Source organism: Thioclava sp. JE_KL1, assembly GCF_009296265.1.
Classification (GTDB): Bacteria; Pseudomonadota; Alphaproteobacteria; order Rhodobacterales; family Rhodobacteraceae; genus Thioclava.
In genome coordinates, this window is record NZ_WBJS01000004.1 from 303,938 (window position 1) to 317,857 (window position 13,920).

General features: G+C 65.3%; 8 protein-coding genes. 2 read left to right on the forward strand and 6 right to left on the reverse strand.

The window, feature by feature from the left end; genetic code table 11:
• Positions 1 to 5: 5 nt before the first annotated feature.
• Entirely contained in the window at positions 6 to 3,425 is a 3,420-nt protein-coding gene (gene putA / locus F8R15_RS09350) for a bifunctional proline dehydrogenase/L-glutamate gamma-semialdehyde dehydrogenase PutA (RefSeq protein WP_152844383.1), read from the reverse strand.
• A gap of 114 nt (positions 3,426 to 3,539) precedes the next feature.
• Here putA and F8R15_RS09355 point away from each other — a divergent pair, with 114 nt between their 5' ends.
• A complete protein-coding gene (locus F8R15_RS09355) occupies positions 3,540 to 4,007 on the forward strand; it encodes an Lrp/AsnC family transcriptional regulator (protein WP_075774978.1) in 468 nt (155 codons plus the stop codon).
• 278 nt (positions 4,008 to 4,285) lie between these two features.
• On the opposite strand, the gene F8R15_RS09360 is transcribed toward F8R15_RS09355, so the two are convergent.
• The 5 genes from F8R15_RS09360 to F8R15_RS09380 form a co-directional block, all read right to left on the reverse strand.
• Positions 4,286 to 5,806 carry a bifunctional UDP-sugar hydrolase/5'-nucleotidase gene (locus F8R15_RS09360; protein ID WP_152844384.1) on the reverse strand — a complete coding sequence of 507 codons (1,521 nt, stop codon included), beginning with the start codon at positions 5,804 to 5,806 and terminating at the stop codon, positions 4,286 to 4,288.
• A gap of 206 nt (positions 5,807 to 6,012) precedes the next feature.
• Positions 6,013 to 7,437 (reverse strand): GTPase, encoded by a 1,425-nt coding sequence (locus F8R15_RS09365; RefSeq protein ID WP_152844385.1) that lies wholly within the window; start codon positions 7,435 to 7,437, stop codon positions 6,013 to 6,015.
• 13 nt (positions 7,438 to 7,450) lie between these two features.
• A complete protein-coding gene (locus tag F8R15_RS09370) occupies positions 7,451 to 9,592 on the reverse strand; it encodes a dynamin family protein (protein WP_078540636.1) in 2,142 nt (713 codons plus the stop codon).
• The gene (locus tag F8R15_RS09375; RefSeq protein WP_152844386.1) at positions 9,589 to 10,665 is read right to left on the reverse strand and encodes a dynamin family protein; all 1,077 of its coding nucleotides are present in this window, start codon (positions 10,663 to 10,665) and stop codon (positions 9,589 to 9,591) included. Before F8R15_RS09375 ends, F8R15_RS09370 begins: the two co-directional genes overlap by 4 nt.
• Entirely contained in the window at positions 10,662 to 12,602 is a 1,941-nt protein-coding gene (locus tag F8R15_RS09380; protein ID WP_152844387.1) for a dynamin family protein, read from the reverse strand. Before F8R15_RS09380 ends, F8R15_RS09375 begins: the two co-directional genes overlap by 4 nt.
• 474 nt (positions 12,603 to 13,076) lie before the next feature.
• Here F8R15_RS09380 and F8R15_RS09385 point away from each other — a divergent pair, with 474 nt between their 5' ends.
• A complete protein-coding gene (locus tag F8R15_RS09385; protein WP_152844388.1) occupies positions 13,077 to 13,916 on the forward strand; it encodes a helix-turn-helix domain-containing protein in 840 nt (279 codons plus the stop codon).
• The last annotated feature ends 4 nt before the right edge of the window (positions 13,917 to 13,920 follow it).

The following is a 13,920-nucleotide window of genomic DNA, read 5'->3' on the forward strand; positions in this document are numbered from 1 at the left end:
GGGGTTTACCCCGCCAGCAGCGCCGCATTGCCGCCTGCCGCGGTGGTGTCGACGCACAGATGCCGCTCGTGGAGGACATCGGCCTTCTGCACCGCGCCGGTGGTCAGCGTCAGGATCGGCCCTTCGCGCTTGGCAAGCGCCTTGACGAGCGCGCGCGTGTCGTGGCCCCACCAGATGGCGCCCGCGATATCCTCAAGCGTCTCAAGCACTTCCGGGGCGATCTTGCCATCGGCACCGACGGCCACACCGCCCAGCTTCTCGACCGCCTTGATCTGCGCGACCTGCGCAGCCTCGCCCGGGCCGAGGCACAGGATCGGCCCGCGCGGATAGCGGCGCAGCGTGTTCGCCTCGCCCGTCGGCCCCGGCAGTTCCAGCGCCTCGATCGGCTCGCTTGCCTCGGCCTTCGCCGCCGCTTTCGCGAGCTTCTTGCGCAGCGCATCGAGATCGGCCTTGTGGCCCCATTCGCCATTCTTCGACGACGCCTCGGGCGCCATCGCGAAGCGCGTGAGATACAGCGGACCGCCCGCTTTCGGCCCCGTGCCCGACAAACCTTCACCGCCGAAGGGCTGCGAGCCCACGACCGCGCCGATCTGGTTGCGGTTGACGTAGAGGTTGCCGACATGCAGCGCGTCCGAGACCTCCTGCACGCGGTTGTCGATCCGGCTGTGCAGACCGGCGGTCAGCCCGTAGCCGGTGGCGTTGATCGCGGCGAACACCTTCTCGATATCCTCGGCGCGATAGGTCGCGATATGCAGAACCGGGCCGAAGACCTCACGCTCCAGCGCCTCGATGCCGGAGACTTTCACCAGCGTCGGCGCGATGAAATGCCCTTTGGACGGCACGTCGAGCTTGTGCAGCACGCGGCCCTCTTTCTCGGCAGTCGCGATATAGGCGGCGATGTCTTCCTGCGCCTCGCCGTCGATCACCGGGCCGACATCGGTCGACAGATACCACGGATCGCCCAGCGACAGCTCGTCCATCGCGCCTTTGATCATCGAGATCAGCCCCTCGGCCACGTCTTCCTGCACATAGAGGCAGCGCAGCGCCGAGCAGCGTTGACCCGCCGACTGGAAGGCCGAAGCGATGATGTCGCGCGTGGCCTGTTCGGGCAGAGCGGTCGAGTCCACGATCATCGCGTTCAGACCACCGGTTTCCGCGATCAGCGGCGCGGTCGGATCGAGATTGTCGGCCATCGACCGGCGGATCATCTTCGCCGTCTCGGTCGAGCCGGTGAAGGCGATGCCCGCGATCTTCGGATTGGACGACAGCGCCGCGCCCACCGTCTCGCCCTGACCGGGCAGCAGTTGCAGCACGTCGCGCGGCACACCCGCCTCATGCATCAGGCGCACAGCGATGGCGGCAACGAGCGGCGTCTGCTCGGCCGGCTTCGCGATCACGCCATTGCCCGCAGCCAGCGCCGCCGAGATCTGCCCGGTGAAGATCGCCAGCGGGAAGTTCCACGGGCTGATCGCCGCGAAGATACCGCGCGCGGTCGGGTCGCTCTCTTCGGCCTGCGCCGAATAGTAATGCAGGAAGTCGACCGCCTCGCGCAATTCGCCCACGGAATCGAGCTGGCTCTTGCCCGCCTCTTTCGCGAGCACCGCGAAGAACGGCCCGAAGTTCTCCTCGTAAAGCTCCGCCACGCGGCGCAGAACGGCGGCGCGCTCAGCAACCGGCGCCTGCCAAGGGCGCGCGGCGTCGATGGCGGCCGCGACGCAGGCCTCGTCGGCCTCGGTGACCTTGGCCACCTCTTCGCCGGTCGAGGGGTTGATGACGGCCACGGCCGCGCCCGTTGCCTCGCCCGCCACCAGCGGCCCCGCATCCGGGATCGCGACATTGCGGGCGGCATCGATACACGCAAGCGTGCCCTCGTCGGTCAGATCGAAGCCCGTGGAATTCTCGCGGGACTCGGCGAACACTTCCGAGGGGAGCTTGAGCATCGCCGAACGCTCGGCATTCGCAAGCTGCACGAACGGGTCTTCCGCGATGGTCTCGGGCGCCACGTCCTCATCGACGATCTGGTGCACGAAGGAGGAGTTCGCACCGTTCTCCAGCAGGCGACGCACCAGATAGGCCAGCAGGTCGCGATGCGCGCCGACGGGGGCGTAGATGCGGCAGCGGGTGCCTTCCTCGCGGTGGACGATCTCGTGCAGACGCTCGCCCATGCCATGCAGGCGCTGGAACTCGTAGGGACGGCCCTCGGCCATCTCGAGGATCGCCGCGACGGAATGGGCGTTATGGGTGGCGAATTGCGGATAGATGCGGTCGGTATAGCTGAAAAGCTTGCGCGCATTGGCAAGGTAGCTGACGTCGGTCGCGGCCTTCGTGGTGAACAGCGGGAAGTCCGGCAGGCCTTCGACCTGCGCGAGCTTCATCTCGGTGTCCCAATAGGCGCCCTTCACCAGACGCACCATGATCTTGCGGTCGAGCTTTTCCGCCAGCGCACCCAGCCAGTCGATCACGAGGCTCGCGCGTTTGCCGTAAGCCTGCACGACGACGCCGAACCCGTCCCAGCCGGCAAGCTCGGGGTCGGACAGAACCTCCTTGATGATCTTGAGCGAGATCACCAGACGGTCCTGCTCCTCGGCATCGATGTTGAGGCCCATGTTCCCGGCCTTCGCGGCCTTCGCCAGATCCTTGAGCACCGGCACGATCTCGGCCATGGCGCGCTCTTCCTTGGCGACCTCGTAGCGCGGATGCAGCGCCGAGAGCTTCACCGAGATACCGGGGTTTTCGGCCACGGGGCGGTCCTTGCAGACCTTCGCGATGGCAGCGATCGCGTCGGCATAATCCTTCGCGTAGCGCTTGGCGTCGCGCGCGGTGCGGGCGGCCTCGCCCAGCATGTCGTAGCTGTAGGTATAGCCGCGATCTTCGAGCTTCTTGGCGCGGCTCAGCGCGTCCTTGATCGTCTCGCCGAGAACGAACTGGCGGCCCATCTCCTTCATCGCGCGGCTGACGGCTGCGCGGATCACAGGCTCACCCAGACGGCGCACGGCACCGCGCAGCACGCCTGCCATGCCGGGCTTTTCGTCTTCGAGCACGCGGCCCGTCAGCATCAGCGCCCAGGTCGAGGCGTTGACCATCGAGGACGAGGCCGTGCCCATATGCTTGCCCCAGTCGGACGGCGCGATCTTGTCTTCAATCAGCGCGTCGATCGTCTCGGCATCGGGCACGCGCAGCATCGCCTCGGCCAGACACATCAGCGCCACGCCTTCTTGCGTGGACAGGCCATATTCCGCGAGGAAATGCTCCATCAGCGTCGGTTTGGCTTCGGTCCGGATCCGGCGCACGAGCTTCGCCGCGCGGGCAGAGATCTGCGTGCGATCACTCTCGCTCAGTTCGGCTTGGCCCTTCAGGCGCTCCAGAAGTGCGGCTTCATCGGCGAATTTCGCCTGCGTTGTGAACTGATCGAACGTGTCGCCCATGCGATCCTCCCTTAAATCTGATTGTCCGATATTATGCGATTTCCCCTAGGCGATTGGCTCAAAGATTTGCTAAGCGATGGTCTCTAAGACTTATTTTTGGAGACTCTGCAGCCCATGAGTGAAGAGATCGATGCGATCGACAGGCGAATCCTCAACGAGCTCATCGCCGATGCACGCCTCCCCGTGGCTGAGATAGCGCGCAGGGTCGGCTTGTCGAAGACGCCAGTGGCCGCGCGCATCCGCCAGATGGAGGAAACCGGCCTCATCAAGGGCTACCGGGCGATGATCTCGCCGATCAAGCTGGGGCTGACCCATGTGACCTATATCGAGCTGAAATTGAGCGATACGCGCGAGACGGCGCTGAAGGCGTTCAACGCTGCGGTGCGCGCGATCCCCGAGGTCGAAGAGTGCTACATGATCGCCGGCGGCTTCGATTACCTCGTGAAGATCCGCGCCCGCGACATGGCCGATTACCGGCGGATCATGTCGGAGGAGCTGTCCACCCTGCCCCATGTCCATTCGTCCTCGAGCTATGTCGCGATGGAGACCGTTGTGGAGGCGAGCGCGCCGCCGCTGGAGTGAGGGCAACGCAGGGCAGCGCCCGATCGCCGGGCGGGCGTCCCTCGCCATGTGGTCTGCACTTAATCGCGGCGAAATCCGGATAACCTCGACCCGCGCGCTTTGCCCCCCAAGCGCCCGCCCGAGGGGGCGGTCGGGCGCTGCCCGGGCCGCTTCGCGGCTGTTCCGGGCGTAGGCTCCACTTGGCCCGGGGCGACCAGCCCCGGGCCGCGCCCGTCCCTCAGCGCAATAGAAAAAGGCGGCAGGTCTCCCCGCCGCCTCTCATTCCGATAAGGCCGAACTCACTCGCCCTGTTTCTTGATCCGCCCGTCGAGCTTGGGCGCGACCGTGCCCTTGTTCTCGACATAGGTCATCACGTCATTGGCCATCAGGTTACCATTGCCCGCGTTCACGATGACCTTGCCACCGCCAAGCGCGCCATACCCATCGCCGCCGCCCAGCATGTAATCGTTGGTCGCGACCTTGTAGACCTTGTCCTTGTCGAGCGGCTCATCGCCCACCTCGACCGAGACCACGCGCGAACCGGCCGGCGCGCTCGGATCATAGACCACGCTCATGCCCGATATCTGGGGGAAACGACCCGCGCCGTTCTCGACCTGGCTGAAGCCGTTCTCCAGCGCGCTCAGCAGCTGCGAGCCGGGGATCTCGGTCACCACCGTCTTGTTGCCGAAGGGCAGCTCGGTCAGCACGTCCTTGCGGGTGATCTTGTGGCCCGCATCATAGGTCGTGTCGCCCCGGATGCCGCCGCCATTGATCAGCGTCACATCGGCCTTCGTCGCATCGCGCAGCGCATCGGCGATCAGATCGCCCATCGTGCTCTCCTGCGAGCGCACGACATTGCGCCGCGAGTCCAGCTCGGTCTCCGACGTGCCGATCTGCTGGCCGAGATTGTCGTCGAGCTGCTTTTTGAACCCGTTGACCAGATCCATCGATTCCGGGTCCGGTGTGACGTTCGCGGTGTCGATCCAGCGGAAATTCGGGGTCCAGCTGATCTTGCGCTTGCCGTCCTTCTCGGAGATGTCGACGGTCAGATCGAGCGGCTGCAGATAACGCGCGTCGATCGAGGTCTCCACGTAAGCCGTGATCCCGTCATAGAACATCGCGTTGAGGTGGTCGTCGCCCGACATGATCACGTCGAAATCCTGGCTCGCGATCAGCTTGCGGTCGTTCGACTGGTCGGTCTGCACGACGCCGATCACCAGATCCGCACCGTCCTCACGGGCCTTCTTGGCGGCCGCGATTGCCGTGTCGACGGTCGGCTGGAATTTCAGATCGCCCGAATTGGCGACCTCGGGCGTGGTGTCTTGGGCCACCGGCACGAGCGCGACCTTGAGCCCTGCGATCTCCTTCATCATCACGCCGCCGAGCCCCTGAATGGGCGAGCCATCGGCTTGCGTGATGTTGATCGCGGCCCAGGGGTATTTCGAGCCTTCCATCTTCTTCTCGAAATTCTCCGGCCCGAAATCGAACTCATGGTTGCCCGGCACTGCGATGTCGAAGGGCACGATATTGGTCAGGTCGATCGTGTTCTGGCCTTCGTCGATCCCCGACAGAAGCGAGGGCGAGAGCATGTCGCCATCGAAGACATAGAGCGTGTTGGGATTGTCCGCCCGCTCCTTCTTGGCGACCGCGTTGAGCCGCGCGAAACCGCCACGCTCGCCATCGCCGTCGAAATTGTAAATATCGCCGACCCCGAGGATCGTGAGCTTCACCGTCTCGGCCTGAATGGGCCCTGCGGCCAGAAGCCCGGTCGAGGCGGCGCCCAGCATGAAGGCAGCCAGACGGCGCTTGAAATCGGACATTTCGGTCTCCCTGCGGAATAATCTTTTTTCATAGACCCCGAGCGGCCGCAGTTATCGGCGCGCCGAGGCGTGAGAGAAAGATTAGCCGCACTCTGCCACGGCGCAAACCGATAGTCGGATGACCTTGCGTTCTCGTGATAGGCAGCGCCTGTTTTCGCGTCACTTCGCAGGCGGTAGAAGCGCGCGGACGCGACCGGCCACCCCTGTCAGACCAAGGTGCCCGCCAAACGTGCGAACAGCGCATGCGCCGATGGCTCGTCGATCAGATCGACGGTGAATTGCGCGAAGGTCAGGCCGGTCTCGGGCGCGCTCGCGAACATGATGCGCACATCGTCGCCGGCTTCCGTGATCGTGTCGAGCTGGCCTCCGAACACGGTGGTGTAGTTCCCGGCGAACCCGGCCACCAGGTTCTCCAGCGCCTTGGCGCAGGCCACGATCTCGTCCGACGACCCTTTGACGGGCCGCAGAATCCGGTCTCTGGGGCCGATCCGCCCGGCAAGCTGCAAGCCTTCGGGCAGCTCGATACCGAGCCTGAGCCGCGTGGTGGCCAGCAGCAGCGGGCTGTCCTGCTTGGTTTCTATCTCGGCTTCGGTTTCGGGCATTTCGGACCCGGTGACATTCGGCCCCGGCTCGCGACCGGGCTCACGCTCCGCGTCACGGCCCGGCTTGGACGAGCGTGTGACCCGTCGCGGCGACACTTCGGGCGTGCGGTCGACGGGATGCGGGTCAGGCCGGAACTCGGGTTCGGCCCCAGGTGGCGCGACGGGCGCGCCGGAATTTGCCGGTTGCGAAGCACGTTTACCCACGCTGCGCGCGCGGAACGGCAGCACCGCGCCCCCATGTTCGGAGAGCAGCGGCGAGGGCGCGTCATGTGTGCCGATCGCCAGATCGGCCTCGGTCTCGGGATCGAGCGAGTCGAGCCCCACCACCGCGCGGCCCGTCATCGCCCCGAGCGCCGCGATCAGCGCCGCACCGCCGCTGCGCTGGAAGGCTTCATCCGAGGTCTCGGCCTCGCGCAAAAGATCGCGCGCCCCGTACAGGAAGGCGACCCGCGAGAAATAGGCCGCCGACTCGCGCTGAACCCGCGCTTTCAGCTTCGCCCGGTCGGGGTCGTTGCGCAGCTTGTCGCCGCGCGAAATCGCAAGCAGGCAATCCGACGGGCGCGCAGGCCCGAGCCGCTCGATCATCGTCTTTTCGGTCAGCCGCCATGCCTGCGAGGCGATCGTCACCCAGATCATCACGTCGCAGGTCGCGATCAGGCCGATCTGCTCTTCGTTCACGTCTTCGGGGCGGCTCAGCGGCACTTCGACGAATTCGAAGCCCTGCAAATGCGGCTGCGCGGAATAGACGTAAATCTCGGACGGCACCGCCCAGCCTTCTTCGACCTCCGCTTCGTCGATCTCGCGCCCCGTCGCGTCGCGCATCACCACGCCCGGCATCGCGCGGTAGCGCGCGACGACCGTTGGACGCTCGGTCCGGCCCAGATTGTCGCCGATGCTGCGCGCGCGCAAAATCGCGTTGAGCACAGTGGACTTGCCGGAATTGACCTCGCCGCAAATCGCCACCCGAAGGGGCGCGCGATGTGGATCGGGCGGCGCGTCCTCGCGGTTGAGCTCTTGCTTGAAAATCATTGCCCTTTCGCCCTTACGCTGCGCGCGTCGCGGGTTTGCGCCGCGGCATCATGGTGCTGCTGACGGCGCTCTCGATCGCGCCGAGATTGATCAGACGCCGTTCGAGAACTTCCAGCTTGCTCTGGATTCGGGACGCCAGGCGGCTTTGCATCTGCGGATCACGGGCCAGCCGTTCCAACTCGGCCCGCTCCTGTTTGAGCTGCAAGGTCCGCTCGCGCACGATCATCTCCATCATCCGCACCATCACCCGCAGCCGCGACCCGCCTGCGCTGGCGCGTTCTACCAGCGCCTCGCCATAGGCCTGCAGGATCTTCTCCACCGCCGGGCGCAGCTCTTCCGCCGCCACGATCCGCAACCCGTCGAGGGTCTTCTCGATATTCACGGTCGGACCGCGCCAGAAGGCCCAGCCCCGCTCCAGCGCGAAGTTGATGCGCAGCGCGCGCCGGGTCAGCGTCAGCGTCGAGGTGAAAGTGTCATGCGGCATATCCGACAGGTCGATTTCTTCGCTGGGATCGTCGAACCGGTCCGCCACCGTGGTGCGGCAGGCATGGATCGCATTGTCGAGCAGCACGTCGATCGCGGCACGCGACCGGGCGTAGCTTTTCGTCACCTCGCGTTCGAGCGCGATCTGCAGCGCGGTCGTGTCGGTCTCGAAGCTGCGCGGCGGACGGCCGTCGCGGATCCGGTTGGTGCGCAGGACATCCTCGAACCGATCGCGCTGGCTCAGGACGAAATCCTCGATGCTCTTGTTGAGCCGCGTCTCCAGCGCCGACCAGCCGCGGTTGAGCACCGCTTCGATCTGATGCTCGGCGCTCTCGACATGGTTTTCGAGCGCACCGCGCAGCGATTCCGTCGCCGCGATCTCGCCGCTCATTTCCTCGATCGCGGCCTCCGCCACGTCCGAGCGGATGCTCTCGATCTGCATCTGCAGCGTGTCGCGTTCGCGGCGGGCGACGAATTGCATCCCCGACAGCTCCGCGCGCAGATCGCCGCGCAGCTGGGCGAGCTGCTGACGCCCGACCCCGCCGTCGATCACGGCAGAGAGCACATGTTTGACCTCTTCGACGCCCGAGGCCAGCAGCAGCCGGTCGATCGGGTCCTCGGGCACGCGGCCAAAGCGCGAATACAGGTACTGCGCCAGCTCCATCGAATCCATCTCGGCGCGCGCCCAGGCGGCCTCCTCGTCGGAGCGCTGCGTCAGATCGGCGAGATAGGCGCTGCCCGCGACGATCTTGAAATCGATATCGGGGATCGCGGCGCGCAGACGGCGCGACACATCGGCGATCACGCGCGGCACTTCGACCGCGTAATCGTCCAGCTCGTCGATCCGGTTGAGGAAGATCAGCACATCCTTGTCGTCCTGCTTGGCGAGAATGCGGATCAGGGCGAGGTCGACATCGGTCAGCGGCTGATGCGCGGAGAGCACCATGATGAACACGTCCGAGCGGTCGAGCGAGCGACAGGTGAACTCGTCGCGCACGAGGAACGGGTCGTTCACGCCGGGCGTGTCGGTGATGATCGTGGGTACCTGAAACTCGGGCAAGCGCATGTAGATATTGGCGCTTTTCGTGAGCGCGGCATAGCGGCCAAGGGCCTCGCGCTCCAACCCGTCATCTGCCCCGGGCCCTGCGCAGACATAGCGTTGCAGCAGATCGGGTGCGAGGAAGTCGTAATCGTGATGCTGACCCAGCAGCATCTGGTAATGCTTGCCGAGACGTCTCTGGGCGCGGCGGCGCATCTGCTCGGACTGCTCGCGCAGGATGTCGGTATCGAACCCCGGCAGCAGCTCTTCGGTCAGCTTGCGGATGCGGGTGCCGCCATTGATGATCTCGTCCCAATCGGCTTCCGAGAAGAACTCGAACCGCGCGCCCGTCACCGGATCTTCGGGCAGGTTGATGCGCATATTGGTCACCACCGAAGTCCACGGATTCACATCCGAGGGCAGAAAATCGTGCTGGTGCAGGAAGGCGTTGAGGAAGGTCGACTTGCCCGCCTTCACCTGCCCGATCACCGCCACGCGCGCCGCCCAGTCATGCAGCCGCAAGCGCAGATCGCGGATGCGCGGACGGGCGCTGCGTTCGACGGAGGCCTCGATCCGGTCGAGCGCGCCGTTGAGAAAGTCGAGTTCCTTACGCAGTTGCGGGGCAATCTTCATGGCTTGGTCCTCTTGCTCGCGTAGGCTGGCTCGAATTCGGTCGGGGGTTCGGCATCCAGCCGATCAAGCAGATGTTCGACATGGGCGAGGACATCCGCGGCATCCGTGAAGGCGTGGCCCGCAGTGAGTTCCTCCCACAGCGCGCGGGCCGGGCCCGGCATCGGGGCGATCTCGGCAGGCGGATAGTCGGGCAGCGGCGAGTCGAGGATCAGCGGCTCGGCATCCGTCACCTCGGGCAGCTCCGCGCTTTCCGCCTTGATCAGACGCGCCGAGCGCAGACGGCGCGGCTTGACCGGCGTGCGCGGTTTCGGGAAGGCGATCACGTCACGCTCGCCCACGAATTTCGCGACCGTCTCATTCGCGGCCCCCGAAGGCTGATCGATCTGCCCGACCAGCCGCTCGATCTCGCGCGCGATCTGCGCCACATCCCCCGGCTCGGTCAGCGCGGCCAGACGGATCGTCGGGAAGACCTCCCCCGCCTCGCGCTCGACCCGGCGCATCAGTCGCGCGCGGGTGCGCTCGTCGGGCAGACGGTCGCCATGGGTCACCACCAGCATCGGGTGTTCCAGCAGCGCCTCGGGCATTTCGTCCCAGACCGCCTTCTCGCTTTGCCGCCACGCCTGCGTCGCGTTGGTGCACCAGATCACCAGATCGGCATAGCGCAGCATCCGCTGCCAGCTTTCCATCGGCATGTTCGGGTCCGACGAACCGGGCGTGTCGATGATGTCGATCCGCTCGAGGATCGGCGCGTTATGGGCGATCACGCAATAGCGCGCCTTCTCCAGATTGAGCTGCGCCAGATCGGAGAGCGGGCGCGCGACCTCTTCCTTGTCGATCCAAAGCTGCGCCCGGTCCCCGCCGCGCACCAGCCAGATCGGCGGTAACGCGGTCGCGGTGACATGCGAGGGCAGCACTTTCTCGCCCAGCAACCCGTTGATAAGGCTGGTTTTCCCGGCCGAGAATTCGCCCGCGACCAGAACCCGCAGCTTGCGCGGTTTCGGAGTGGCCTGCGGAAGCTGCGCTTTCGACAGGTCCGGCAAGTCGGGGCGTTCACGTTTGCGCAGCGAGTTCATGCCGAGAGCCTTTCCTTATCGTGACCGGACGCGCCCGACAGGCAGCGCTCGCGCACCGCTTTGCAGAACTGCCCCTGATCGAAGGCGAAGCGCTCCACGATCTCGCGGCTGCGCACGATGGCGGGGTCGAAATACTCGGTCATCAGGTCTTCGATCAGCGGCGTGGTTTCTGCGATGATCACCTCGCGGTAGCGCGCCTGCGCCGCCCCCTTGCGATTGAACCGCCAATAACGGCGCCACCACGCACCCTGCATATCCAGCGTGATCATCCGCGCCAGCACGGTCGGCGCGCGATGTTGCGGCTGTTCGGGGAAGCGGCTCACATCGGCCTCGCGGATCACGCCGAACTCGGCGGCGAGGAAGGTATCGATCCCGTCGCTGACCATATCGAGCGCCGCTTCGCCCTTGCGCCGCAGCCGCGCGCAATTGGACGCGAAAGCCGTCTTCATTGCCATGCGCAGCGCGGTCGGGTCATGGGTCCACGCGCCGATCTCGCCATAAGTGTCGATATGCGATTGCAGGGCCTCCAGCGCCGAGGCCACGAATTGCTCCTGCGCGCGGTCGAGCCGCTCGCGCAGCTCTGCGCGCAGCCCCGCCGCCTCGTTATTGAAGGCAGAGACCGCCTCTTCCTCGATCTCGGCGAGGCGGAGCATCAATTTCGACTCGCTGAGAATGGTGGACGGATCGGCGACGCGGGCGACGCTATCGACGGTCTCGGCGCGTTCGATGATGCGCTCCAGCTCGTCCTGCACATCGCCCAGCACGGCCTGCCCCGGCCCGTCGACGATGCGGGTGACGACGGCCTGCATCAGCGCACCGATCCCGGACGCTTCCATCGCGCGCTGACGCAGCTCGGTCTCGCTGCTGGGCGTGGCGCCGGTCATCTTCTCCAGTGCGGCGCGGCTGGCGGGCGCCATCTCACTCACATCGCCCATCGCGCAATTGGCCCAGTAGCCCGAGCCGAAAAGGATCTCGATCTCCTCGCCCAGCCCCATCCGGCCCAGCGTCTTGCGGATTGAGTTGCGGATCGCGGTCTGCGCCCCACGCGGGTCTTCCAGCTCGTCGATGCGGTTGACAAAGATCACCACCTCGCGCGCGTCGATCGCGCAGATGATGCGCAAAAGCGCCAGATCCATCGTGGTCAGCGCCTGATGGGCCGAGAGCACGACGATACAGGCGCGGCTGTCGCCGATGGCGTTCAGCGTGATCTGCTCGCGCATCATGAACGTGTCGTTCACGCCCGGCGTGTCGCGCAGGCACAGGCCCCGCGGCAGATGCGGCAGATCGAGATAGAGATCGGCGGATTTCGTCAGATCGGCATAGGTGCCCTCGCTGGCCCCCTCGGCCAGATCGTCGGGATCGCCGTAGCAGATATATTGATCCAGCACCGCCTTATCGAGCGTCGGGAACGCGCGGCTGGTGCCCAGAAGCTCTTCGAATTGCTCCCCAAGCCGCGCTTCGGTCGCGTCGCGCATCGCGGTGACCTGTTTGCGCACGCTTTCGGCCTCGGTCTCGAAGCCCGCCCGGTTGGCCATCTCGCCCAGACGCCCGCCCGTCGCCACAAGCCGATCCCATTCGTGGCGGTCGAAGAAGCGAAACAGCGCGCGCGTGTCCATCGGGCGGTGGCGCGCGTTCAGATGCAGCGCCGTGATCACCGAGGTCCACGGGTTCACATCCGAGGGCAGCATCCCCGGCTTGCCGATCAACGCATTGAGAAGGGTGCTTTTTCCCGCTTTGACCTGGCCGATGACGCTGACGGTCGGCTCGAACGCGTCGATCATCTCGAGAACGGTGTCGAGCTGATCTTCGACGAACCCCAGATCGGCGTCCGAGACGTCCTTTACGGCCTGTTCAAGCTGGTCGAGCGTCTCCCAGTAAGAATTGAGCGCCTCGAAACCACGGCGATGCCAATCAAAGATGGAATTCGCTTCATACACGAGGGAGCTCTCCTTTTCCGCAGGGGCGATGCGGATTTTTGGGTGACACACGGTCCGGCACGCCCATGCCGACCGCGACCACCAATGTTACAGGGACGGCGCGCGCCCCCTTCTTGGCGACGCACCGGCTGGGTCGGTTCGTGCTTAAAGTTCTCTTGCCCAGTCATGTCCGAAATGCGGCAGAAATTATGGCAGACCGACCATAATTGCCGTTCTCAGTGCCGTTTGCCCTTTCGCGCGCGACGCGAATTCTCGTTTATTCTCTTTGCTTTGCTGGGGATTCTGCATTCGCATGACGTTAGGGCAGTCTCGTTTCGGCCCTATTTTGTTGAATCTTCACGAATTTGTGAGTGTTTCCGGGTGCGTTGATATCACGGGAGTTTTGAGGGGATTGTCTACAACCTATGCGCGTATAGCTCTCTGTCATCAAAGCTTCACTTGATCCGACTCTCTTATTTCGTAAAACCTCGAAATATGGATCAGATGACACCTCAGAGGCTCACCGTGCTGGGCCATGCGCAACGCCTTGCGATCTTCCGGCTCCTGATGCGCCGGTATCCCGACCGGCTGCCCGCCGGCGAGATCGGCGCGGCGCTGGAGCTGAAACCCTCGACGCTCTCGGCCTATCTGGCAGCGCTGAGCGAAGTCGGGCTGATCGGTCAGACGCGGGCGGGCACCTCGCTGCGCTACGGGATCGAGATGGAGACCGTGCGCAGCCTCTTCGACGCGCTGCTGATCGACTGCTGTCAGGGCCGCCCCGATATCTGCTCCCCTCTCACGCAACCCGATCCAAGTGGAGACACCGCTATGACGCGATCTGCGGCGGGCCGGAAATTTAACGTGCTCTTCATCTGCACCGGCAACTCGGCGCGCTCCATCCTCGCCGAAACGATCCTGCGAGACCGCGCGGGCGATCGGTTCAACGCCTATTCGGCGGGCACGAAACCCTATTCCGAGCTGAACCCCTTCGCGATGCAGGTGCTGCGCGACAAGGGCCATGATGTCACCCCCCTGCGGGCCAAGACCATCGCGGAGTTTCAGGGCGAAGACGCGCCCCCGCTCGATTTCGTCTTCACCGTCTGCGATCTCGCCGCCAACGAGGAATGCCCACCCTGGCCCGGCCAGCCGATCAGCGGCCATTGGGGGATGCCCGACCCGGTAAAGGCGACCGGCACCGAGGCCGAGCGCGCGCTGGCCTTCCAGCAGGCCTATGGCGCGCTTCACCGCCGGATCGAGGCCTTCGCCGCCCTGCCCCTGACCACGCTCGACCGCATCGCGCTGCAATCCGCCGTCGATGACATCGGCCGCAACTGAAGGA